This is a genomic window from Anaerococcus sp. mt242 (assembly GCF_016798225.1).
Lineage (GTDB): Bacteria > Bacillota > Clostridia > Tissierellales > Peptoniphilaceae > Anaerococcus.
Genome location: NZ_JAEUYX010000002.1, coordinates 1 through 25,076 on the forward strand (window position 1 = coordinate 1; position 25,076 = coordinate 25,076).

Annotated in this window: 23 protein-coding genes, 1 other RNA gene and 1 pseudogene; 23 read left to right on the plus strand and 2 right to left on the minus strand. The window is 30.2% G+C overall.

Features of this window, described 5'->3' with window-relative positions:
* The first annotated feature begins 388 nt into the window (after nt 1-388).
* From JNO63_RS01145 to JNO63_RS01155, 3 genes are all read left to right on the plus strand, one after another.
* Entirely contained in the window at nt 389-832 is a 444-nt protein-coding gene (locus JNO63_RS01145; protein ID WP_203126440.1) for a hypothetical protein, read from the plus strand.
* Between the two features lie 82 nt (nt 833-914).
* A complete protein-coding gene (locus JNO63_RS01150) occupies nt 915-1,172 on the plus strand; it encodes a hypothetical protein (RefSeq protein WP_203126442.1) in 258 nt (85 codons plus the stop codon).
* A complete protein-coding gene (locus JNO63_RS01155) occupies nt 1,162-1,371 on the plus strand; it encodes a hypothetical protein (RefSeq protein ID WP_203126444.1) in 210 nt (69 codons plus the stop codon). The genes JNO63_RS01150 and JNO63_RS01155 overlap by 11 nt, the downstream gene beginning before the upstream one ends.
* 111 nt (nt 1,372-1,482) lie before the next feature.
* Here JNO63_RS01155 and ssrA read toward each other — a convergent pair.
* Nucleotides 1,483-1,838: a transfer-messenger RNA gene (gene ssrA / locus JNO63_RS01160) on the minus strand.
* A gap of 153 nt (nt 1,839-1,991) precedes the next feature.
* Here ssrA and JNO63_RS01165 point away from each other — a divergent pair.
* The 9 genes from JNO63_RS01165 (at nt 1,992) to JNO63_RS01205 (ending at nt 14,894) form a co-directional block, all read left to right on the plus strand.
* Nucleotides 1,992-3,125, plus strand: a complete 1,134-nt coding sequence (locus JNO63_RS01165; RefSeq protein WP_203126445.1) for a glucose-1-phosphate adenylyltransferase — start codon at nt 1,992-1,994, stop codon at nt 3,123-3,125.
* Nucleotide 3,126: 1 nt separating this feature from the next.
* Nucleotides 3,127-4,251 carry a glucose-1-phosphate adenylyltransferase subunit GlgD gene (glgD, locus tag JNO63_RS01170; RefSeq protein WP_203126446.1) on the plus strand — a complete coding sequence of 375 codons (1,125 nt, stop codon included), beginning with the start codon at nt 3,127-3,129 and terminating at the stop codon, nt 4,249-4,251.
* The gene (gene glgA, locus JNO63_RS01175) at nt 4,251-5,681 is read left to right on the plus strand and encodes a glycogen synthase GlgA (RefSeq protein WP_203126447.1); all 1,431 of its coding nucleotides are present in this window, start codon (nt 4,251-4,253) and stop codon (nt 5,679-5,681) included. Before glgD ends, glgA begins: the two co-directional genes overlap by 1 nt.
* Nucleotide 5,682: 1 nt before the next feature.
* Complete coding sequence (locus tag JNO63_RS01180) at nt 5,683-7,941, plus strand: glycogen/starch/alpha-glucan phosphorylase (RefSeq protein ID WP_203126448.1); 2,259 nt, start codon at nt 5,683-5,685, stop codon at nt 7,939-7,941.
* Nucleotides 7,925-9,805, plus strand: coding sequence for a type I pullulanase (gene pulA, locus JNO63_RS01185; RefSeq protein ID WP_308669839.1), 1,881 nt, complete (start codon nt 7,925-7,927; stop codon nt 9,803-9,805). Before JNO63_RS01180 ends, pulA begins: the two co-directional genes overlap by 17 nt.
* A gap of 9 nt (nt 9,806-9,814) precedes the next feature.
* Nucleotides 9,815-11,509, plus strand: coding sequence for a phospho-sugar mutase (locus tag JNO63_RS01190; protein WP_203126449.1), 1,695 nt, complete (start codon nt 9,815-9,817; stop codon nt 11,507-11,509).
* A 107-nt stretch (nt 11,510-11,616) separates the two neighbouring features.
* Nucleotides 11,617-12,120, plus strand: a complete 504-nt coding sequence (locus JNO63_RS01195) for an FHA domain-containing protein (protein WP_203126450.1) — start codon at nt 11,617-11,619, stop codon at nt 12,118-12,120.
* Complete coding sequence (locus JNO63_RS01200; RefSeq protein ID WP_203126451.1) at nt 12,113-13,372, plus strand: FtsW/RodA/SpoVE family cell cycle protein; 1,260 nt, start codon at nt 12,113-12,115, stop codon at nt 13,370-13,372. The genes JNO63_RS01195 and JNO63_RS01200 overlap by 8 nt, the downstream gene beginning before the upstream one ends.
* Nucleotides 13,365-14,894 (plus strand): peptidoglycan D,D-transpeptidase FtsI family protein, encoded by a 1,530-nt coding sequence (locus tag JNO63_RS01205; RefSeq protein WP_203126453.1) that lies wholly within the window; start codon nt 13,365-13,367, stop codon nt 14,892-14,894. Before JNO63_RS01200 ends, JNO63_RS01205 begins: the two co-directional genes overlap by 8 nt.
* Here JNO63_RS01205 and JNO63_RS01210 read toward each other — a convergent pair whose 3' ends face one another.
* Nucleotides 14,895-15,680 carry an NAD(+)/NADH kinase gene (locus tag JNO63_RS01210; protein ID WP_203126455.1) on the minus strand — a complete coding sequence of 262 codons (786 nt, stop codon included), beginning with the start codon at nt 15,678-15,680 and terminating at the stop codon, nt 14,895-14,897.
* Between the two features lie 426 nt (nt 15,681-16,106).
* Here JNO63_RS01210 and JNO63_RS01215 point away from each other — a divergent pair, with 426 nt between their 5' ends.
* The 11 genes and pseudogenes from JNO63_RS01215 to JNO63_RS01260 all read left to right on the plus strand — a co-directional run bounded on the left by JNO63_RS01215 (nt 16,107) and on the right by JNO63_RS01260 (nt 25,065).
* Nucleotides 16,107-16,736, plus strand: coding sequence for a YtxH domain-containing protein (locus JNO63_RS01215; RefSeq protein WP_203126456.1), 630 nt, complete (start codon nt 16,107-16,109; stop codon nt 16,734-16,736).
* Nucleotides 16,737-16,746: 10 nt separating this feature from the next.
* The gene (locus JNO63_RS01220; protein ID WP_203126457.1) at nt 16,747-17,190 is read left to right on the plus strand and encodes a hypothetical protein; all 444 of its coding nucleotides are present in this window, start codon (nt 16,747-16,749) and stop codon (nt 17,188-17,190) included.
* A gap of 51 nt (nt 17,191-17,241) precedes the next feature.
* Nucleotides 17,242-18,243 (plus strand): LacI family DNA-binding transcriptional regulator, encoded by a 1,002-nt coding sequence (locus JNO63_RS01225; RefSeq protein WP_203126458.1) that lies wholly within the window; start codon nt 17,242-17,244, stop codon nt 18,241-18,243.
* A gap of 59 nt (nt 18,244-18,302) precedes the next feature.
* On the plus strand, nt 18,303-18,563 hold the full coding sequence (locus tag JNO63_RS01230; protein ID WP_203126459.1) for an HPr family phosphocarrier protein: 261 nt from the start codon (nt 18,303-18,305) through the stop codon (nt 18,561-18,563).
* A gap of 64 nt (nt 18,564-18,627) precedes the next feature.
* Nucleotides 18,628-20,331, plus strand: coding sequence for a phosphoenolpyruvate--protein phosphotransferase (ptsP, locus tag JNO63_RS01235; protein ID WP_203126460.1), 1,704 nt, complete (start codon nt 18,628-18,630; stop codon nt 20,329-20,331).
* A 4-nt stretch (nt 20,332-20,335) separates the two neighbouring features.
* Nucleotides 20,336-21,211 carry a kanamycin kinase gene (locus tag JNO63_RS01240; protein ID WP_203126461.1) on the plus strand — a complete coding sequence of 292 codons (876 nt, stop codon included), beginning with the start codon at nt 20,336-20,338 and terminating at the stop codon, nt 21,209-21,211.
* 79 nt (nt 21,212-21,290) lie between these two features.
* Nucleotides 21,291-22,127 (plus strand): YitT family protein, encoded by an 837-nt coding sequence (locus JNO63_RS01245; RefSeq protein ID WP_203126462.1) that lies wholly within the window; start codon nt 21,291-21,293, stop codon nt 22,125-22,127.
* Nucleotides 22,128-22,151: 24 nt separating this feature from the next.
* Nucleotides 22,152-22,289, plus strand: a pseudogene (locus JNO63_RS08670) (RNA-binding protein); the annotation flags it as partial.
* Nucleotides 22,290-22,376: 87 nt separating this feature from the next.
* A complete protein-coding gene (locus tag JNO63_RS01250; RefSeq protein ID WP_238390452.1) occupies nt 22,377-22,946 on the plus strand; it encodes an RNA-binding protein in 570 nt (189 codons plus the stop codon).
* The gene (locus JNO63_RS01255) at nt 22,946-23,686 is read left to right on the plus strand and encodes a peptidylprolyl isomerase (RefSeq protein WP_203126463.1); all 741 of its coding nucleotides are present in this window, start codon (nt 22,946-22,948) and stop codon (nt 23,684-23,686) included. Before JNO63_RS01250 ends, JNO63_RS01255 begins: the two co-directional genes overlap by 1 nt.
* 8 nt (nt 23,687-23,694) lie before the next feature.
* Nucleotides 23,695-25,065, plus strand: a complete 1,371-nt coding sequence (locus JNO63_RS01260) for a hypothetical protein (RefSeq protein ID WP_203126465.1) — start codon at nt 23,695-23,697, stop codon at nt 25,063-25,065.
* The last annotated feature ends 11 nt before the right edge of the window (nt 25,066-25,076 follow it).

Genomic DNA, 25,076 nt, shown 5'->3' on the forward strand with positions numbered 1-25,076 from the left:
ATATTCTGTATTAACTCTAAAAATTGGGCTGGCCTTTTGGCTGGCCTCTTTTTTTGTGGTATAATACATATGACTAGTTGGAAAGCGGAAAAGACCTTCCGTGAGTACGGAAGGGTAGATGTGTCTACCAGGGCAAGAATTGGGGTGACCTTTGTGGTTACCTCTTTTTTGTATTTTGATATAAATATTAGGCATATAAAGACAAGCCTGGCTTTTTTAAATCGCTTATATCTCAAAATATGAATGATTGGGTTGTTTTCAATGCTTGTAGAACATATTAATAAAAAAATCAATAATTTTTATAAAAACTTTTAAAAAAGACTTGACATATAACGTGGGCGTGATATAATATAAGTAACATAAGAGATAAACAAAAGGAGATACAACAATGGCAAACTTAAAAAACATTATGACAAGAGCATGGGAAATCGCAAAAGAAGCAGTAGCAAATTTTGGCGGCAAAGCAGTTGAGTATATAGCAGAAGCTATGAAGATGGCATGGGCAGAAGTTAAAGAAGTAAGATATACAGTAGAAGATCTTATAGCTATGGGTGCTAAAAGATGGCAAAAAGCTGGTTATGACAGACTTTACTTAAATAACGCTGGTCTTAAACTTGCAGGTCTAGAAATTAGCAGATATAACACAGGCAATGTTTCAAGTGCTAAACTTAACGGCGAAAAAGTTTCAAACACAAAAGGTAGCAACATGGCAAGCATAGTAGAAAGAGCTTACATCGACTTAACAACTGGTAAACTTCACTGTACACAAGCAAAAGATGATGATGTGCAAGAAGCAGTAATTGCTTTAGAAAATAATTTAAAATTAGCATAAAAAATTAAAAAAAGTACTTGACTTTATATAACGCCCGCGGTATAATGTTAGTGTAAGATAAATAATTAAAGGAGATAGAAAAATGAAACAATTAGAAGTATTAAGAAACAAAGAAGACAACCAAATCACAGTAGCATACAACGGTATAAACCTAGATAACTATGACTATCTTACAGTAGATGAATTTGTAAAAGAAGTAGAAAGTGTTGATATGTGGAGCGATATCGATGATGAAGTGTATGCAAAAGCATTAGAAGAGTATGACCTAGACTATAGCAGCTATGATGATCCAGATACTATGTGGAGTGATTTTTTAAAGGCTGCAGAAAATGACAGATAAAAAGGGAAAAGTAAGTGAGGCTCAAAAAAGAGCCTCTAGAGCTTACGAAGAAAGAAACCCAGAAAAAACTAAAGTAGATAGGTACAGAAGAAATGCAAAAACTTTCTTTAGACACCATGCAACTAAAGATGATATAGATGAGTTGATAGATATATACTACAAAGAAAATCCAAATGGGGTTAAAGAAAAAGAGGACTAATTGTCCTCTTTTTTTTGTTTATTGTACTAGTTTTTTTACAAATCCGGTTGGGGACAGGTTGGGGACAACATATAATTAAATGTTGATATTACAATCTGTCCAGTATTTATATGGTGGAGATGATGGGAGTCGAACCCATGTCCGTGGAAGTCTCCTTATTAACCTCTACAAGTTTAGTAAGTTTAAAAATTTTGCATAAAAACCAGTAAACTTACAAATAATTTTTATGCTAGCTTCATTATACTGAATATACCTCAAAGCTTTGGTATATTAGTTGTCGCTAAAATTATGAAACAAATTGTAAGTTCGCGACAAACCTACAATTCATTGCTACCAGATTCTTAGGCAGCTAGTGCGAAGTTAGCTTCGCTATTGTTGTTTGCGTTTATATTTAAACTGTGGATTTACGTTCCACATTCGACTTGCTATTAATAATTCTTCGACCACGTCGAAACCATGGCATCCCCATGTAACTTATAATGTACCTTACAATGAGGATTTTGTCAAAACACCTCAGTTTTTGTAAAATATATTTTAAGAAAAGGTTTTTTTAGCATTTTAAATTTATTTTAGGGTATTAATATACTATATAATAGATAGTCTTTTGCGAAGGAGGACATATGAGAAATTCAAATAAAACAGCTGCAATGCTTTTGGCTGGAGGACAAGGTTCTAGACTTAAAGCATTGACAAAGGATATGGCAAAACCAGTTGTTCCATTTGGCGGAAAATACAGGATCATAGATTTTGCTTTAAGTAATTCAACTAACTCAGAAATAAAAGATATAGGTGTATTAACTCAATATAAACCACAGCTTTTAAATCGTCACTTAGGTATTGGTGCTGCTTGGGACTATGACAGAAACTACGGAGGTCTTCGAATTCTTTCTCCATATTATACAGAAGAGGGAGGAAAATGGTTTGAAGGAACTGCAAGTGCTATCTATGAAAATATAAATTACCTTGATTTAGTAGATCCTGAATATGTTTTAATTTTATCAGGTGACCATATTTATAAAATGGACTACAGAGAACTTTTGGATATTCATAAGCAAAAAGGTGCTGATGCTACGATTGCTGTCATGGAAGTAGATTGGGATGAAGCTAGCAGATTTGGAATTATGAATACTGATGAAAATGGCAGAATTACAGAATTTGAAGAAAAACCAGAAAATCCAAAATCAAATCTAGCGTCTATGGGTATTTATGTTTTCAACTGGAAAGTTTTGAGGAAAACTTTAATTGAAGATAATGAAAATCCTGATTCATCAAATGACTTTGGTAAAGATATTATCCCAAAAATGTTAGCAGATGGTGAACCTCTTTATGTTTATAAATTTGATGGCTATTGGAAAGATGTTGGTACTGTAAGAAGTTACTGGCAAGCAAACTTAGATCTTATAAATCCAAATAATGAACTAGGCATATATAATGAGGATTGGAAGATTTATACTACAAGCTTAAACTTACCTCCTCATAGAATTGGACCTAATGGAAAGCTCAATGATGCTTTAGTAAATGAAGCTTGTGTAATAGATGGTATTGTAGATAATTCTGTATTATTCTCAAATGTTACTGTAGAAGAGGGCGCTGAAGTTTATAATTCAGTTTTATTAAATGGTTCCAAAGTAAAAGCTGGATGCAAGATTTACAATTGTGTGGTAGCTGAAGATATAGAAATTACAGAAAATATAGGTGATAAAGATACCGATAAAGTCTATTTAGTGAGTTCTGAAGGTATCGGGGAGGAATAAAATGGATAATATTTTAGCATTAGTATATAGCTCAGAATTCAATCCAGCTGATTATGGTGAATTGTGCAAGGTAAGACCTGATTATATGTTGCCATATGCAGGTAGATATAGAATTATAGACTTTACCCTTTCAAATTTAACAAACTATGACATATCCAATGTAATATTATATGCAGGAAATAAGATGAGATCAACACTTGATCATATAGGTGATGGTAGAAGCTGGGAACTTAATAGAAGACGCGGTGGACTTACTATAAATCCTCCAAATTATGATAAAAAAAATCCATCAGAAATAGAAACTTATTTTGATACACTTAGAGCCTTTGAAGAAAGTAATGCAGAATATATTTTTGTAACAAACCCAATGTATATAAATAAAGTAGATATAGGAGATGCAAAAGAGCAACTAAAAAATCAAGGCAATGACGTACTAATATTTACAAAGAAAACAGAGGATAAGGATGGTTTTTTCCTCAATCGTAGAATAATTAATTCAAACGAAGAAGGTAAACCAGCAAATGCTGGATTCAATCTAGGTACAAGTGATGAGTTTGATTTATTCGCTGGGTCTATTCTTATAAAACGTGAGTTATTCATTAAAGTTTTAAGATATGCCGAAGAAAAAAATTATATTTCAAACTTGCTAAATGCGATTTTTGAATATCCAGAGGATTTAGATATAGATTTTTATAGGATTAATAATCAATTAGAAATCATAATGGACACTTACTCATTCTTCGATGCAAATATAAAACTATTAGATAGAGAATATTTTGATAACCTCTTCTATAAAGATGGGCTGGTTTACACAAAATCTAAAGATGAGCCTTCAACTTCCTACACAAAAGAAAGCAAAGTTAAAAACTCCTTAATAGCCAATGGTGCTATCATAGAAGGAGAAGTAGAAAATTCTGTTATTTTTAGAGGTGTCAAGGTTAAAAAGGGAGCAGTAATCAAAAATTCAATCATCTTTCAAGACAGCGTAGTCGGAGATGAAGCTATATTAAACTTTGTAATTACAGAAAAAGGAACTCAAGTTGGTAAAAATGTAAAATTATTTGGTAACAGATCTCATCCATTTGTATCAAGCAAAAATGAAGTGTTAGAAGATTGGAGCTACTAATGAATGTACTATTTCTGACCGCAGAAGCTGTACCATTTGTAAAAACAGGAGGACTTGCAGATGTGGCGGGTTCTCTTCCTAAACAACTTGTAAATCTAGGAGCAGATGTTAGAGTTGTTTTGCCACTGTATAGCACAATAGATGAGTCATACAGATCAAAAATGGAAAAAATAACAGAGTTTTACGTAGATCTGGATTGGAAACACCAATATGCTGGAGTTTATGGATTAGATTTTGATGGCGTAAAATATTATTTTATCGATAATATGGAGTACTTTGATCGTGACCACCCTTACGGATTTGATGATGATGCAGAAAGATTTATATTCTACTCAAAAGCTTGCACACTTTTAGGAAAAGAAATCAATTTTAAGCCAGATATCATTCATTCTAATGACTGGCATACAGCAATGGTAAATGTTTTTGTAAATGATTATAGGCGTGGAGATAGTTACTATGATGATATAAGAACATTATTTACCATACATAATTTAAAATACCAAGGCGTATTTGATTCTGATAACCTAAGGCTGGCAGGTCTTGATGGAGCATATTTTAATGAAAATGATTTAAAATTTTATGATGCCATAAACTTTATGAAAGGTGGTATCATTCATGCTACTGCCGTAAACACAGTTTCAGAAAATTATGCTAGAGAAATTCATTATCCATTTTATGGAGAAGGCTTAGATGGTATTATTCGCCAATATGACTATAAGCTATCAGGAATAGTAAATGGTATTGATTATGACGAATGGAATCCGGAAGCAGATAAATTGATTGACCAAAACTTTGGTAAAAATAGTATTGAAAAAAAAGTTTTAAACAAAATTGCTCTTCAAGAATCTTATGGATTACCAAAAAGAGAAGATGTACCAATGATAGGTCTTGTGTCAAGGCTTAATGAAATGAAAGGTATGGATTTAGTAAGATATATTTTGGATGAATTATTGCAAGAGGATATCCAATTTGTTTTACTTGGAACAGGTGATTATACTTATGAAGAAATGTTTAAATATTTTGCCTGGAAATACCCTGATAAAATGACTAGCAGAATCTATTTTGGTGGAGCAGAAGCCCACAAAATTTATGCCGCAAGTGACTTTTATCTAATGCCATCTATTTCAGAGCCTTGTGGTATCAGCCAATTAATTGCTATGCGCTATGGAACACTACCAATTGTTAGAGAAGCTGGCGGACTTAAAGATACAGTTATCCCTTATAATGAATACACAGGTGAAGGAACTGGATATTCATTTTCAAATATAAATGCTCATGAACTTTTATTTACAATAAAAAATGCAATAAATATCTACAATAATCAAAAAGAAAATCACAACAGATTAGTAAAAAATGCAATGAGCCAGGACATAGATTGGAAGATGTCAGCCCGTAAATACTTAGATTTATATGAGGACATAAAAGCGTAGGATGATTACAAATAAAGAGATAATTATAGAAAGAATACAAAATTATTTGTATTCTTTTTATGCTAAAAACATACAAACCGCTAGAGATAATGAAATCTATGATTGTCTTTGTAGATATCTCATGGAAATAATTGGCAAAAGATGGGTTGACACAAAGAAAGTTAAAGAAGGTTATGAAGTATATATTCTAAGCTTTGAATATTTACCTGGAAGATTCCTAGAAAATGTGATTTATAAACTAGATTTGGAATCTGAAATAAAATTTGCTCTTGATGAAATGGGTTTTTCTTATGATGATATTATAAGCTACGACCCTGAGCCAGATCTTGGAATTGGTGATATGGGCATGGGATCTTCTTATCTTATAAATGAGCTTTCAAATAAGAAAATTAAAGCTACAGCCTACGCTCTGCGTTATGAGTCAGGAAATTTTAAACAAGTAATTAAAGATGGAATGCAGAAAGCAGAATCATCCTCTTGGATAAGAAATGGTTATAATTGGGAGCATAGAAAATCTTTTACAAATGTTATAGAAATTTATGGAAAAAAACATAAAACTATAACCTATGATATGCCAGTTATGTCTGATGATGCCAGTTTTATAAATACTCTAAGATTGTTTAAATCTGAAGCAACCCAAAATATTAACTTAAACAAGTTTTCAAAAGGTGATATTATTGATGCTTATGATGATTATATTAACAACAGTTCTATAACTGAATTTTTATATGTGGATGATTCTTCTTATGAAGGCAAGATTTTAAGATTAAAGCAAGAATATTTTTTCTCAGCATCAGCTATGAGAGATTTTGTTCGTAGATATGTTTTATATTATGAAGATATTAAAAATATTAATAAGCAAACAAACGTAATTATAAATGATATTCATCCCACACTTGCCCTTATTGAATTTATAAGAATATTAACAAGTGAATATAATTTTTCAACTAAAACTGCAATTAAATACACAAGGGAGATTTTTTACCATTTGGTTTTCTCGATTACAGATGACTCACTTGAACGATATCCTGTTGATGAGATAAGAAATATGAATCCAGAAATTTTATCGACTATAACTGCGATTCAAAATGAACTCATCACCGAAGAAAATTTTAATCCATTTATTATAAATGGGTTTGTAATATTTAGAAATATAAATATAGCTTTAAGTAATGATTATATATTCTTATCAAAATCACTTTGTGATAGTAGAAAAAATAGCAGGTCTTATTCATATATAAATCTTGGTACAGATAGGCTTATGTATGCTAAAAGTGCAAACAGGAAACTAACTAATTACTTAGAGGAATATAAAATTGACATATCTAATACTGAAGATTTTAAAAAATTTAATTTACTTTTATCTAGTAATAAGTTTTTAGATGGACTAGAGGAAATAAAGCTTGAAAATAAAAAAAGACTAATAAGAGTACTTGATAGGAAAGAAAAAAACATCAATCCATACTCTATTTTTGATATGCAATTATCCATAATGCATGAGAGTAAAAGACAAATATTAAATTCTCTTGCAATCGCTTATGAGTTTTATTATCTAAGAGATAACAGAAATGCCTATGCCATTCCAAAAACCTATATTTTTTCTGGAAAAGCTAACGAAGGTTACTTTATGGCAAAAGAAACTATCAAATTTATTCTGGCTTTAAAAAAACTAATTGAATCTGATAAAATCATTAGAGAAAAATTAAAGATTATTTATGTAGAAAACCTCTCAGTTACTGATCTTAGATATCTTTATCCTGCATGTGATAACTATTCCAACTTGACCTATCCATTATATGATAATCAAAACTTTGATATTTTAAATTCAATTCTTAATATGTCAAATATTCTTACCACAAAGGGTGGGATTGTGAAAAATTTAGATATGGAAAACGAGTTTTATTTATTTAAAGAAAATTATAATGCTTACGAACAAAGACGAAAAGAAAATTCTTATAATGCAAATAATATTATTAATCAAAATCAAGTAGTAAAATATACTATAGAAAATTTATTAAAAGAGTCCCACGAAAATTTACCTTATGACTTTAAAAAAATATATGACGAGATAATGTTATACAATGATTCTTTTGAAATATTATTAGACTTAGAAAATTTGGTTAATCTTAGAGGTCATATCTCAAAAGATTATTTGGATAAAGAAAATTGGGCTAAAAAGCAAGTTGAAAATATTTTGTGGGCCAATGAGTTTAATTTAGATCACGTAAAAAAGGATATTAATTTTGGTAAAAGATTATAAGAAACTGACCTATGAAGATATAAAAGATTATGAGTTGGGAGCTATTTACTCAAAAGAAAAAACTATATTCAGAGTCTTTGCTCCGGAAAAAAATGTAAAACTTTCTCTAACTATGGATTATAGAAATCCTCGCAAAGATATTTATTTTATGACTAAAAATGAATTCGGTGTTTGGGAGACGGAGATAAGTGGAGATTTGGATGGATATTATTACTCCTATATAGTAGATGACAAATATGAGGTAACTGATCCTTACTCATTTACAAGTTCTATAAACTCAATGTATTCAGTAGTTTGCGATATGGGAAAAACTAATCCAAAAGGATTTAAGAAAAGTATAGTGCCACATATACTTGAAGAAGAGGCGATAATCTATGAAATGTCAGTAAAAAATTACACAGCTGATAAGAGCAGTGGAGTTGTGGATAGAGGAAAATTTTTAGGACTTAGTGAAAAAGATTCGAAATATCATGGATTTAAAACTGGATTATCACACTTAAAAGAACTAGGTGTAACTCATGTGCAACTTTTACCAATATATGACTTTATAAGTGTGGATGAATCTAATGAAAGATTTTTTGATGACGATAATTATAATTGGGGATACGACCCTGAGCTTTACTTTGCACCTGAAGGATCATATGCAACTGACCCACAAAATTCAAAATCAAGGGTCTATGAGCTCAAAAAAATGATTCAAGCAATACATGAAGTAAATATTGCTGTAATCATGGATGTAGTTTACAATCATACTTTTAAATCATACGATTCTAATTTAAATACCCTAGGTCCAAATTACTACTATAGGATGAATAAGGATGGTACATTTTCAAACGGATCAGGTGTTGGTAATGAGCTAGCCAGCGAGCGACCTTTTGTTAGAAAACTAATCATCGACTCTTTAAAGCATTGGGTTATGGAATACAAAATAGATGGTTTTCGCTTTGACTTGATGGCCTTAATTGATATCGATACGATAAGAATTGCGTTAAAAGAACTTAGAAAAATAAATCCAAATTTAATTATCTATGGAGAACCCTGGATGGCTCTTGGTACAAGCTTGCCCGTTGAAAAACATACAATAAAAGGATCTCAAAAATCCAATGGTTTTGGAGTATTTAATGATATTTATAGGGATGCTATAAAGGGGGATACGGATTCATTTGGCATAGGATATATTCAAGGAAATCACTACTTAAAGCCTGTAATAGAAGAAGGGATTGCTGGATCGGTTCATTTTGATAAAAACAGGTGGGGATTTACAGACTTTGCATCAGAGACTATAAATTATTTTAATTGCCATGATAATCTAATACTATATGATAAGCTACAAATCTCCCTAAGTGATCTTACAAATATAGATGATTATGTAAAACTAGCTATTGGATTAGTTATGCTATCATTTGGTAAACCATTCTTATATGAAGGAAATGAATTTAATCATAGCAAAAACAATGATAGAAATTCTTATAACTCTCCCTTATTTATAAATGCTATAAATTGGGATGATAAGAAAGAAAATATAAACATATTCAATTATACTAAAGATTTGATTGCCCTTAGAAAAAATATAAAAGTATTTAATAAAATAGACCCTGAAGATATCAGAAATTCTTTAAGCTTTATGGAGCATGTTGAAAATTCATTAATTATTTACAAAGTGAAATCAAGCAAAGGATATGTATTAGTAGCTATAAATGCTGATAGAGAAGAAAAATATATTAATAGTAAAAAGTTAAGATCCTTTATTGGTTTTGATAATTTTACAATGGAAAAAATTTTTGATAAAGAGGGTAAAAATAATAATATAGTAGATGATATGAGTCTTGATATGTTATCAATTAATGTATATAAAATATATTAGGAGAAGAAAATGGATTATATAAAAAATTATGAAACATGGTTAAATAATGAAAAGTTTGATGATTTAACTCGTAAAGAATTAGAAGATATTAGAGAAAATGATGAAGAAATAAAAGATAGATTTTATAGCTCATTAGAATTTGGTACAGCAGGATTACGTGGAAAGCTGGGTGCTGGTACAAATCGTATGAATGAGTATATGGTAGCCCAGGCTACTCAAGGTTTTGCAGATACTATCTCTGAAATGGGAGAAGATGCAAAAAAAGCAGGTGTTGCTATTTCATATGATGTACGCCATAAATCAGAAGAATTTGCAAAAATAACTGCAGAAGTATTTGCAGCTAATGGAATCAAAGTTTATATCCATAAAGAAATAGAACCTACACCTGTTTTATCTTACACAGTTAGACACTTAAAAACATCAGCTGGTGTAATGATTACAGCTAGCCACAATCCTATGGAATATAACGGATACAAGGCTTATAATTCAGAAGGTAGTCAGATCTTAGATGAAACTGCAAATAAAATTCTAGGTCACATTGCAGAACACCCAGATTTTTTTGAAATTCCACGCTTAGATTTTGAAAAAGGCCTTGAAGATGGAATTATCGAATGGGTGCCAGAAAGCGTAGTAGAAGATTATGTTAAAGAAGTTCTGGATTGTACTATAAATGAAGACATTGATAAAGAAATAAAAATTGTCTATACTCCACTTAATGGTACTGGAAATAAATTAGTAAGAAGAATTCTTGATCAAAGAGGATTTAAAAATATAAATGTAGTAACAGAACAAGAGAACCCGGATCCAGACTTTACAACAGTGGGTTATCCAAATCCAGAAATGCCAGCAGCCTTCGAATATTCAGAAAAATTAGGAAAAGAAGTTGGGGCAGACTTACTACTTGCAACTGACCCTGATGCTGATAGATGTGCTGTAGAAATTAATGATGGTAAGGGAGAGTATGTATTCCTTACAGGAAATAAAATAGGAGCACTTCTTACTAATTATATTTTAGAAGCCCTAAATAAAAATGGAGAACTACCAGAAAATGGAGCTGTAGTTAAGTCAATTGTGACAGGAGATTTAATTGCACCGATTGCTAACAAATATGGCGTTAAAAAATATGATGTTTTAACAGGCTTTAAAAACATCTATGCTGTAGCTAATGAATTGGAAAAAACTGGAGATGGTAAATTTGTATTTGGCTTTGAGGAATCAATTGGATACAACTACAAAGACTTTGTAAGGGATAAAGATGCTGTAAATTCAGCAATGATGATTGCAGAAATGGCAGCTTACTATAAAAAACAAGGCAAATCTTTATTAGATGTACTAGATGATATGTACAAAGAACATGGTTATTATTCAAACGATGTAATATCAATTACCCTTCAAGGATTAGATGGTAAAGCTCGTATAGGTAGAATCATGGAAGAGTTTAGAAATAATCCTTTAGAATCACTTGCAGATTTTAAAACTGTAAATATCGTTGATTACAAACTTGATGATACAGGACTACCAAAATCAAATGTACTAAAATATTACTTTGAAGATGATTCTTGGGTAGCTATCAGACCATCAGGTACAGAACCAAAAATTAAATTATATATCAACGCTGTATCTAAGGAAAATGAAAAAGCAGCTGATAATAAAAAAGAAGCATTGATTAGTGGGATGCAAGAAATAATTGACAGTGTAGAATAAATTTAAAAGCTAGGGCTTATGTCCTAGTTTTTTTGTGTAAACTTTTATAAAGTTCAAAAATAAATCATATGTGGTAAAATATATACAAATCGTAAAGGATGGTTTATATGGAAAAATTTTTGAAAGCTGTTGATGATGTTTTTTCAGTTCAGGTTATAGGAAATTTAACCCTATACCAATTATTTTCAACAATATTAAAATATGTTTTTGTCATAGTGGTTTTTTATTTTATATATTCTATCATTAGAATAATTTACTATGATGTAAGGACAACACTTAAAAAAGAACAAGAATCTGATACTTATTTAAAATTACTTAATAGAAACGATGGATTTAGGTTTATAGTCCAAGAATATTATTTTATCGGGGAGGAAAATACGATAGGGCGTGATGATAGAAATTCAATTTGTATCAAGGATAAATATTTGTCCAAGTTTCATGCACGCATAATCCAAGATGAGGATATTTATTTCCTAGAAGATTTAAACTCAGCAAACGGAACTTTTCTAAATGATGAAAAAATTGAAGATGCAATTGAACTTAAGTCAAATGACATAATACATATAGGTCAATTGCAATTCTTATTTATCCAAGGTGAAGAAAATGATTAATACAATAGATGTAGAACAAAAAGAGAAAAAATACATTAGAAAATCAATATTTCTACTGTTTATTTTTTCGTTTTTGGCCTTATCCTTAGCTTTGATTTTTAATATATCAAATGTAAGTACAACTGATTTTTACACTTACATAGCTATTTTGGTAGTTATAGTTTTATCGACTATATTAACTCCAAAAATAACCAAGGCTGATAATATATTGCTATTGATAGTTAATATGCTTTTTGCAATAGGTGTAGCTATTATTTATAGACTTAATCCTTCATATGGTAAAAGACAATTGCAATTTTATTTGCTTGGAATAGTCCTATTTTTCTTAACTTTCTTTATTTTAAAGACATTTAAGTTTTGGAGTAAGATAAGTTTATTTTATGTAATAATATCGGTGGGTCTATTTATGGCGACTCTCGTTTTTGGTTCATATATAGGAGGGGCTAAAAACTGGATTATATTAGGTCCTATAACAATCCAACCATCAGAGTTTATAAAAATCCCACTTGCATTTTTTGTAGCAAGTTTCTACTCTAGGTACAATGAAGTTTCTATGAAACCTTTTGGTAGATACTATATGAATTTTGTTATATATGTTTTTATAGGATTTTTATTTTTACAAAAAGATTTAGGTACTGCTTTAATATTTTTTGGACTTATGATATTAAGTCAATTTGTATATGAAAAGGACAGGATTCTTATAACCATAAATATTCTTGCAATGATACTTGGATCAATCTTAGCTTATTTTATGTTTGGTCACGTAAGAGTAAGGGTGGCTACATGGCTAGATCCATGGTCGGATATAAATGTTACCGGATATCAAATAACCCAAGCTCTTTTTGCTACAGCAAGTGGAGGCCTATTTGGAAGAGGTATAGGATTAGGACATCCTGATTATGTACCAGTTGCAGAATCTGATTTTATTTTTTCAGCGATTTCTGAAGAAATGGGTATTTTCATGGGGCTAGCTGTAATACTTTTATTTATGATACTTGTATATAGGGCCTTTAAAATTTCTTTAATTCAACAAGATAAGTTTCTTAGTATCCTAGCATTTAGTATAGCAGTCCTATTTGCCTTCCAAACATTTATAATACTTGGAGGAGTGTTAAAGATTATCCCCTTAACTGGTGTAACCCTACCATTTATTTCTCAAGGGGGGTCATCCATGCTATCAGGATTTATCCTACTTGGGTGTCTGCAATATTGTGCAAGCGATATAAAATATGGAGATGAGATAGATGAGTGAAAACAAAAATCATAAGGCTAACAAAAAACGAAGTGGTAAAGAAAGTTTTTTGGATAAGATAAAAAAGAAAGAAGAAGATCAAAGGTTAAAAAATAGTAAAGAGCTGAAAGTATTATCAAAATCAACTTTAAATAAGAGATTGCTTTTTGTTATGATATTCTTTGTAATCCTTTTTATGGGTCTCGCCCTATATTTAGTATACTTTGAACTTTTCAAGGCTAAATCTATAGCTAGTAATGAAAATAATCGCAGAAATTGGATAAATGAAGATACTATTGCCCGTGGTAAGATCTATGATAAGAATGATAATGTACTAGCTTATAGTGAATACGATCAAGACGGTAATCAGTATCGTCATTACAATTATGGCAAAGCAGCCGCTACTGTAACTGGATATAATTCTAAAACGTACGGTAAAACGGGTGTAGAAAAAACTTATAATAAATGGTTGCTTAATCTTAGAGATGAAAATATGAGTAACTTTAGAAAAATGGTGGTTACAAATGATGTAGGTAATGATTTACATCTTACAATAGATCAGAATATTCAAAATCTTACTTACAATTATATGAGCAACTATGTTGGAGCTGCAGTTGTTATGAACCCAAAAACTGGTGAAATACTTGCCATGGTTTCAAATCCAACATTTGACCCTAATAATATAGATGCAAATTGGGATAATTTAATTGCGAATAATAGTGGTCCACTTGTAAATAGAACTACAACTGGACTATACAGGCCAGGATCTACTTTTAAAATAGTGACAGCAAATTCAATATTAGAAAGTAATGTCGATCAGAATTATGAAGATACTGGTACTGAATTAATTCAAAACTTTGAAATTAAGAACTTTGATGGTCTTTCATTTGGAGATCTTGATCTTAGAAAAGCATTCATGTATTCATCAAATACCTACTTTGCTTCTAAAACTAAAGAAATGGGCAAAGAAGGCTTAGAAAAAATGACTGATAAGTATATGTTTAATAAAACTTATCCCTTTGACCTAGAAAAATATGACTCAATAATCCCGTATAAAGAATTGAATCAAGTAGATCTAGCAATGACAGGTTTTGGTTATGGTAAAAGCCAGGTAACTCCTCTTCATATGGCAATGGTAAGTTCAACAATCGCAAATGATGGAGTTATGATGCAACCTAGACTTGTAAAAACCATTACTGATAAAGATGGTAAAGAAATTTATAAAGCAAAAGATGAAAAATTATCGATTGTAACTAGTAAAAGAAGAGCAAATAATATAAGAGATATGATGGTTGATGTTGTAAATGAAGGAACAGGAAAAGCTGCTTACATTGATGGCATCCAAGTAGCAGGAAAAACTGGTACCACCGATAAATCAAATGGATTTATCGATGCTTGGTTTGTAGGTTTTGCACCAGCATATGATCCTAAAATAGCAGTAGCAATTGTAGTTGAAGATGCAGATGATACTGGTGGTGTTACAGTAGCACCAATTGCACGAAATCTAATGAGAGATATCTTTAATCAAGTACGACTCGATTAATTATAAAAGCTTATTTTTGATATTGGACCAGTAATGGTTTTTATCAAGGATAAGTTTTTTTATTGTTTTATTAGATACTTTTATAGTGATCTTATAGTCTTTGCTAGCATATTCCTTACCGTCAAATATAAAAACAGTGTGGTAATTGTCTCTTTTTGAAACCAAGATTTCTATAGTTGCATCTTCAGGCAAAACAATAGGGCTTATTATTGCATTATTTAAGTTAGAAAATATAGGAGCGATAGGGGTTAGCGAATATCCCTTTAAAGATTGGTGGAGTATTGAGCCACCGCAAGAAAGATTATAAGCTGTTGATCCGTGAGGTGTTGCAACTATTAATCCATCACCCGAAAAATTTTCTATAAAATTACCATCTATGAAAACTTTGAGTCTTACAATCTGATTTTTGTTACTTTTTACTACAACTTCATTTAATGAATCAAATCTTTTTTTATTTACTGTTGATTGAAGTATTGTTAGTTCCTGAGTTTGATATTGTCCGTTTTTAAAAGCAAGTATAAAATCTTCGATTTCATTTGCCTCAACCTCTTGATAAAAACCAAGATGGCCGGTATTTATTCCTATAAATGGAATTGTTGTAAAATTTGTATCATGAACAGCCTTTAAAAATGTACCATCTCCACCAATTACAAGATTTAAAACTGCATTATGATCATAAGTATTACTTACTGCAAAACCATGTTTTTCAAGTGCATCTTTTGTCTTAAAATACACACTTTTACTAAATTTTGATTTGTTTTTAAAAATATTGATAACATTAGTCATTTATCTTTACCTCTTAAAATAATTATAACATAGATAGGTAAATCATAAACAAAATTAGATATTATAAAGAGATTTAGTAATAAAGAGAAAACTTTTTTAAGCCATATACTCCAATATATATCCTAGTATTAAAATTTTATGAAAAAGTTTGTGTTGCAAATCTTTTTTTCGTATATTATAATTTATTTATCCTAAGGCTACCCGGTCCGAATTTAAACCTACAACTTTTATAAGGGATTGCGTAGTCCTAGCTTGGATGACATGCCTCCTTTGAGTGGACTTCAGAAATGCTAGGCAGCTTGCCCACCTTCACACAAACGAAGGTATTAAAGTAAGGACCACCTTAGGATTTTTTATATTAAAAATGTTATTTAGAAATTATTGTGGGTATATAATAACTAGTACAATTTTAAAGGAGTGATATATATGTCAATAGCAGATTATATTGAAGACAGAGCAAGAGCTAAACAAAGAGAAATCAAATATGAAATTTGGAAAGCTAAAAACCATGATAGTAGAATGAGAACTCAAGGAGCTTTACTTGGAGCTCTAGTTGGAGTATCAGCTGGTATCCTACTAGCACCAAAATCTGGTAAAGAAACTAGAGAAGATATTGGGGAAGCATTTGATGAAACAGTAAGAACTGTAAAAGAAACTTCTTCAGATTTCGTAGATAATGCAAAAGATACTTATGAAGATATCAAATACAGAGCCTACACAGATTTAGAACCTGTAAGAGAAGGCTTTGACTATGGCAAAGAAATAGCTAGACAAACAGGAGATCAGCTAGCTACAACAGCTGAAAATGTAAAAGACAACTTAGAAGAAGGTGCTTCTGAAGTATCAAAAATAGTTTCAAGCACAGCTAGTGATGTTGCTGATGATGTTAAAGCTGGAGCAAAAGATGTTAAAGAAGTAGCTGATGATAAAGGTGAAGACATTTCTTATGAAGCTAACAAAGGCAAAGAAGAAGTTAAAGAAAATGCAGAAAAAGCTAAAGATAATGCTAAAAAAGTAAAAAAAGATATTGAAAACAAAAAAAATAAAAATAACTAGGGAGTTTTAAATGCTAACAATTAACTTTAACCTTCTTGGTAATATTATTTTAACTATTGTTGGAATTGTTGCACTTGTGTACTTAATCTTGACACTAAAAAGTGCAAATGAATTAGTTAAAAAAATCCACGGAGTTCTAGATAAAAACGAAGATAACATTGATCAAGTAATTGATAAACTTCCTGGGGTTGTTGATCAAGCCAATATGTTAGTTAACAACGTAAATACAGTTGTTCAAGATCCTAACTTAAGAATGGCAATTGCAAAAGCAAATGATACAATGACAAACGTAAATAGTATCACAGACGATATTAGAGACACAGTAAACTATGTTGGTGAAACAGCTATAGATAGTATTGATACCGTTGGTGCAGGTATTGCATCAGTAGGAGACTACTCAAGCTTAGTTGTGGACGTTGTAGATATAGTTAAAAACGTAATATCAGGTAGATAATTATAAAACAAGGTCATCGATAGATGGCCTTTTTTTTGAAAAGAGGTAAATATGGGGCAACCAACAATAAAAGATGTAGCCAAACTTGCCGGAGTTTCAATATCTACAGTTTCAAGAGTTATGAATAACTCTAAACCCGTTAGTCCAGAAGCTAGGCAAAAAGTTTTAGATGCTATAACAAAACTAGATTTTAAACCAAATGAACTTGCAAGATCCCTTGTAATGAGACGATCAAATTTAGTAGGGGTTATAGTTGAGGATATAGGTATAGAATATATGGCTCAACTAATAAGAGGTGTAGAAGAGATCGGAAGAGTATATAAATACGATATATTGTTACAAAGCTCTTATGGTAGTGAAGAAGCATTAAATAATTCTATAGATTTCTTAGCCACAAAGCAAGTTGAAGGACTGATAATAATTACAGAAAATCTTACTGATGAAACATTAATCAAGCTTAGGGAAACACGAATACCATTTATATTGCTTGATAAATATCATGCCTATAAAAATTTAAATACTGTAAAGATTGATTATCTAAAAGAGCAGTATAAACTTACAAAGTACCTATATGATTTAGGACATGAAAGTGTGCTTTACATTGGTAATGAAGAAGACAACGTACTTAATAATGCAAAACTTCAAGGATATAATGAAGCAGTAAATGATTTAAAAAAAGAAAGTTTTGTATTAAAAATTGATGGCTTATCAAGTAATGATGGGTATAACATAGGTAAAGAGGCTATCAATCTTTGCAATGAAAATAATATCACTGCAGTTTCTCTTATGAATGATGAAGTGGCAATAGGTTTTATAGATTACTGTGCTGATCATGGAATAAAAGTACCAGATAAACTATCAGTTACTGGTTTTGGAGATGCATCAATCGCAAGTATATATAGGCCAAATCTAACCACTGTATCAATTCCATATTATGATATAGGGGCTATAGCAATAAGGGCCCTAATAAAAAGGATTAAAAAAGAAGATGAGATTTTACTAGAAGATTGGGTAATAGAATGTAATATTGTAGCTCGAGAATCCAGTAAGTGATAGTTGAAAAACGTTTATAAAACATTATAATATATTTATAGATACATGAGGAGGAAATTATGGCTGAAAGAAACGTTGTTATAAAAAATGAAACAGGATTACACGCAAGACCTGCTGCATCACTTGTACAATTTGTAAAAAATTATCCAGGTGAAGTAAAAATCATTAAAGAAGGTAAGGAAGCAAATGCTAAATCAATCTTTAATGTTATGAGTCTTGGAATTGCTAAAGGAACTGATATCACTTTAGTAGTTGAAGGTGAAGACGAAGATAAATTTGCAGATGAATTAGTTGATTTTATTGAAAACTTATCAGAATAATATTTAGCATTTTAGGATACTGATTAGTATCCTTTTTTTTATAGATAATTAGGAAAGGATAAACATGAATACTAAATACGAGGGGATTAAGGCAAGTACTGGTATAGCCATAGGTACTATTTATTTATTTAATAGAGAAGAGGTTGTAATTGACGATTCTAAAATAGATGATGCGATGATTGAAGATGAAAAAAATCGCATAAAGACTGCAATCAACGACTATATCAGCGAATTAGATAATAATGAAGGTGCAAGCGAAGCTCAAGTAAATATTGCTAATGCGCATAAAGAGCTCCTACAAGACCCTTATTTCTCAGATACTATAAATGCAAAAATAGAAAATGAACTTAAGAATTCTGAGATGGCTTTAAATGAAACGGTTAATGAAATGGTAGAAATCATGAGCCAAATTGATGACGAGTACTTAAAAGAACGTGCAAGCGACTACAAAGATATCGGATATCAATTAATGTATAAATTAAAGGGTATTAAACCAAAAGATTTATCTCTATTGGAAAAAGGTTCGATTGTAATATCAAAAGAACTTACACCATCTGATACATCAAATATGAATAAGGAAAATGTTGTGGGATTTGCAACTGACCTTGGTGGAAAGACAAGCCATACCTCAATTATTGCTCAAACTTTAGATATTCCAGCTTTAGTTGGTATGCAAGATATATCTACAAAAGTAGAGGGCGGAGAAAATGCGATTATTGATGGAGATCAAGGACTTATAATCCTAAATCCATCAGATGATGTAATTGCAGAATACCAAACAAAAATCAAAGAGCAAAAAGAAAAACAAGAAAGACTAAAAGAGATAAAAGACAAAGAAGCAGTTACTAGTGATGGTAAAAAAGTAGAAGTATCTGCGAATATTGGAAATATTGAAGATTTAAAAGTAGCAATTGAAAATGGTTGTGATGGTGTAGGCTTATTCAGAACTGAATTCTTATATATGGAAAATGATCATTTCCCAACAGAAGAAGAACAATATGAAGTTTATAAAGAAGCTACACAAATGCTAGGCGAAAAACCACTTATAATTAGAACCTTAGATATAGGTGGGGATAAGGGATTAGATTACTTTACATTCCCAGTTGAAGAAAATCCATTTTTAGGTTATAGAGCAATTAGACTTTGTTTAGATAGAGAAGATATATTTAGAACCCAACTTAAGGCTCTAGTTAGGGCATCAGCCTTTGGTAATCTTAAGATTATGATTCCAATGATTATTAATATCTCTGAATTTAAAAGAACTTTAGAGATTATCGAAGATATTAAAAAAGAATTAGATCAAAATGGTGTAGATTATAACAAAGATATTGAAGTGGGTATTATGATTGAAACTCCAGCATCCGTATTCATGGCTGATCAGTTTATCAAATATGTAGATTTCTTCTCTATAGGTACAAATGACCTTTCTCAATACACTCTTGCAGTAGATAGGGGAAATGAAAATATATCTGACCTATATTCTAACTACAACCCAGCAGTTTTAAGAGCTATAAAGCATGTAATTGATGCTTCTCATAAATCAGGAAAATGGACAGGTATGTGTGGCCAATTTGCATCAGATACGGAAGCTACAAAACTACTTTTAGGTTTAGGTTTAGACGAGTATTCTGCATCACCTTCAAAAATTGCTGAAATTAAAGATACAGTTATCAAGTCTAGCTTAAAAAATGAAGAAGAATTCTCAAATTCATTATTAGATTTAGAAACTCCAGAAGAAGTTGAAGAAAAGGTAAAAGAACACAATTAGAAAAATGCTAGGTATTATTGAAGATCAAATAAAAAAATTGAATTATTTTAAGAATAATGATTTGATCATAAAAGATATCATTAATCTAAATGAAGAAATGTATAAAATCATCACACAATCTGGCGATTTTATTCTTCATATTTTTCACAAAAATAGCTATGATAAGCTAATGCAATTGTCAATTAAAAACCAGTCCACAATAAAAACAGGAACATTTGACAAAAATCATTATTACGAGATTAGCGAATATAGGGATTTAACAAGCTTAAATGATTATTTAATAAATAATAGTAAAAAAAATAATTATGAAATGGGAATGAAATTTGGAAGAATTCTTAAACAAATCCATTCAATTACTCCTGAAGAAAAAATTAATTGGTTTGATTTTTTTAATACCAAAGCAAACTATCTTTTTTATATGCATGGAGTAAATGAAGATATTGGGGATGATGACTATATACTTATAGATTATATAAACCATAATAAACATTTAACTAAAAATATATGTCCATCATATATTTTTAATAGTCTTGATTTGTCAAATATCTACTTAGATGAAAAAGGAAATCTAATTATGTCTGGAATTAACTTTACTAAAGTTGGGGATGGCGTATATGATTTTGTAAATCTGAATGATATAGGATTAAAAAATAGTGAATTTACTAGGGGATGTTCTGATGGATACTTTGAAAATCGTAAAGCTCCTATAAAATTCTTTAGGTTATTAGCCCTTTATGAAGCATACAATATTTTATACAATATTGTTGCTCATAGAGAGGGAAAACCAAGTATATATAGCTTAGATGATTTAAAAGAGTTATTAACAATGTATGACAACTTTAATACTGATATTCCAAATTGGATTAAAGAAGGTAATTAGCCTTCTTTTTTACTTGCCATAATTGTATAAAAACTTATAATATGATAGACTTTTAGTATAAATTTGCGGAGGGCCCTATATGAAAAAGAATGTATATATTGTTACTGGATCAGTATTAATTGCTATAGGCTTATACTTTTTTTTGCTACAACATAATATATCAGCGGGCGGTGTTTCCGGAATGTCTCTGGTAATATCAAAATTACTGAATCTACCTATAGGCCCTATAAACTTAGTATTAAATATAGGTATACTGTTCTTAGGATCCGTATTTATAAGTAAGGATTTTGCAAAAAGATCGATATTATCTGCAGCGACAGTTTCTCTGATGATTATTTTTTTAGAAAGTTACTTTCCTGATGTAAACTTGACTAATGATTTGATACTTAATGTAATATTTGGCCCGCTAATTATTGCATTTGGACTTGGATTAATATTTTATAATGGTGGCTCATCTGGAGGAACAGATGTTATTGCTACAATTATAAATAAATATTCAAACATCCCTATCCATATAGGTTTATTTTTTACAGATTTAACGGTAATAATCCTAGCAATGTTTATCTTAGGTTTTGAACCGTCTTTGTATTCTGTTTTAGCTATAATTGTTCAGGCAATTTGTCTTGATTATGTCAGTCAAGGTTTGGGTAGAAAAATTGCAGTATTTGTTATAAGTGATAAGCATGAAGAAATAAATGACTTAATGATAAACAAATATCATAGAGGTGTTACGCTTCTGCATGCTCAAGGTGGATACACAGGTAGGGAGAAAAAGTTGGTTCTAACAATCTCAAATGTACGCAGGTTTCCAGTTATAAAAGAAGAAATATTAAAATTGGATGACAAAGCATTTATATTCTCATACACAATTTCAGAAGTTTATGGATCTGGATTTACTAAGAACCAGCTAGGTTAGGAGATAATTATTAAAGAGTATAGAATTAAAAGATTTAATAAAAATAAAGCATACCTTGCTACTAAGTTTGGTGATGCAATTATAGATAAAAAAGAAGTTAAGGATAAAAATCAAGGAGATAGTGTTAAAGTTTATTTATACCAAGATTTAAATAATATTCTAAAAGCTACAACAGATTTTCCATATGAATTTGAAAAAGTTTATGATCTAAAAGCTATTAAAGTTGATAAAAAGGGTGTTTACTTTGAAATGCCTAATAAAAATCATATTTTTATGCCTTTCTCCGAAAGAACGTATAGAATAATAGTAGATATGATATATCCTGTGGCATTTAAGGTAGATAAAAATGGAGAAGTATTCTTAACATCTAAAATAAGAGACTTGCTTACAACTGACCATAGTTTTGAAGAAAATGATGAGGTCACTGGTAGGATTTATTCTATAAACAAATCTATAGGAGCTTTTATTGCTATAGATGATAAATACGATTCACTTTTAAGAATCGAAGAATTAAGGGGAGTGTTTGTAGAGGGAGAGCTGGTTAATGCTAGAGTAAAAGAAATAAAATCTGATGGCAAAATCGAGCTTTCACTAAGACAAAGAGCTCATCTAGAGATAGATAATGATAGTGATATAATCTTAGATTATCTTTATGATAACGATGGTGTTGCTTACTTGTCAGATAAATCAAGTCCAGAAAAGATTAATCAAACTTTTGGAATGAGTAAGTCAAGTTTCAAAAGAGCAATAGGTAGATTATACAAGAACAACGATATCAAAATTTTTGATAACAAGATAGAATTATTAAAGAGGATATAATGACTGAAAACAAATTATTAGCAGAAGTAAATGGTAAAAAAATATATTTAAGCGATGTTTATGAGCTTATGCAAGGAATGCCAGATAAAGAAAGATTTAACAATGATCAAGGTATTAATGTCCTTGCAGATGAGTTAATAAATCAAGAACTAATTTTAGAAGATGCCAAAGAAAAAAAATATGACCAAGATAAAGAATTTATTGATGAATTAAACATTGTAAAAGATAATATGCTAAAAAACTATGCAATGCATAAGGTTTTTGAATCTGTATCAATTACAAATGATGAATTAGAAAAATATTATGAAGATAATAAAGAAACATTATTTTCTCCAACAACATATACAGCTAGTCATATATTAGTAGATAGTGAAGATGAGGCAAATAAAATTTATGATGAACTTAATGAAGGCTTAGATTTTGCTAAAGCTGCAGAAAAGTATTCTAAAGATCCATCTGCGATGAATGGTGGTAGCTTAGGTTCCTTCCCAAAAGGAGTTATGGTAAGAGAATTTCAAGATGGCCTTGATTCAATAAATGTAGGAGAAATTTCAAAACCTATAAAAACACAATTTGGCTATCATCTAATAAAATTAGATGATAAAAAGGAAACTGAAAGCTCCTATGAAAGAGTAAAAGATCAAGTGAGATCTACATATGAAATGTTAAAAAGACAAGAAAAATATATGGATTTAGCAAACGATCTTTCAAAAAATGCTGAGGTTAAAAAGTACTACTAGGAAAATTTATGGATTATGTCAATTTAACCGATAATCTAAAATTTAATATTCAAAAAACTATGGCCTATGATGATGTAGAGACTGCTGCTGATATGGTAAATAAATTTATCCTAGAAAAAGCAAAAATTCATCATCTAGAAGTCATAGAGATAAGTGATTCTTATTATATAAAAAAAGGTGAATCACCAAAAGCAGTCATCCATCTTAATGCGGATTCTAAATTCTTAAATAGAAATCTAGATTATGAAGATATAGATGGAGCTAGAATTTTAGCAGGCAAAAATATTTATTTATATAATGCAGTACTTGTGATATCTAATTTACTTGATCTATCAGATAATGATTTTGATGTTTTGATTACTAACAACAATATTCAAATCGATATTATAAATTATAGCGATCTTAAGGAAGTTCTAAGAAGTGATAAGGTTATTAATCTTAACTTACGCCAAGCTAGATGTATTGCTGATGAGTTTAGTGCATTAAATTTACTTAATATAAAATTACCTGTTAATAGATATGATAATATTAATGATATTAAAACTTTTAGGCTATCTCTTACTAATCTAATCGGAGGCCATACAGGCGAAGATTTGGATAAGGTGAGACTTAATTCCATAAAATCAATAATGGGATTAATTAGGAAAATAAAATCAAAAGTAGATCTTGATATAGTAAGATTGCAGGGTGGGGATAGGTATGATTATATACCAAATTTCTCAAGAATTGATTTTGCAATAAATTCTGAATATGAAAATGAATTGGTAAATACATTTGATTTATATAAAAATAAATACATAGAAAAGAATCTAAAGTATGAACCAGAATTGGATATTAATTTAGAAGAGATAGACGGGGAAAATTATTATCCTATTTCGGATAAATCTTTTAGCCGTTTGTCATCTTTTGTAGAGCTTATGCCATCAGGTGCATACTCTGTGAATTCTAATAATAATCAATTAATTAGTTCGATTAATCTATCAACTGCAAGGACTTTTGAAGATTATATTAATTTTATAGTTGTTTGTAGATCTCTTTCTGATGAGAGCATGAATGAAATGCTAGAAAAAATGAAAACAGCTACAAATATAAGTGAAAGTAATATGAATATTGGATTAAGCCTACCAAGATGGAAAAATCCAGATGGTATGTTAACTGACAGCTTTATAAAAGCATACAAAGATTTGACTAACGAAGATCTTCCAGTTGTAAAAACCCAATACTCATTAGATTCAAGTATGATTTTTTCTAAGTTAGATGTTAAGATTGTTTCATTAGGGGTAGAATATAAACAAAGAGAAGATGATATTTATTTTACAGATTTGTCAGAAATCATGACTGTTACAAATCTTATAGATAACGTATTATCGCACATTTAAATTAAGGAGCC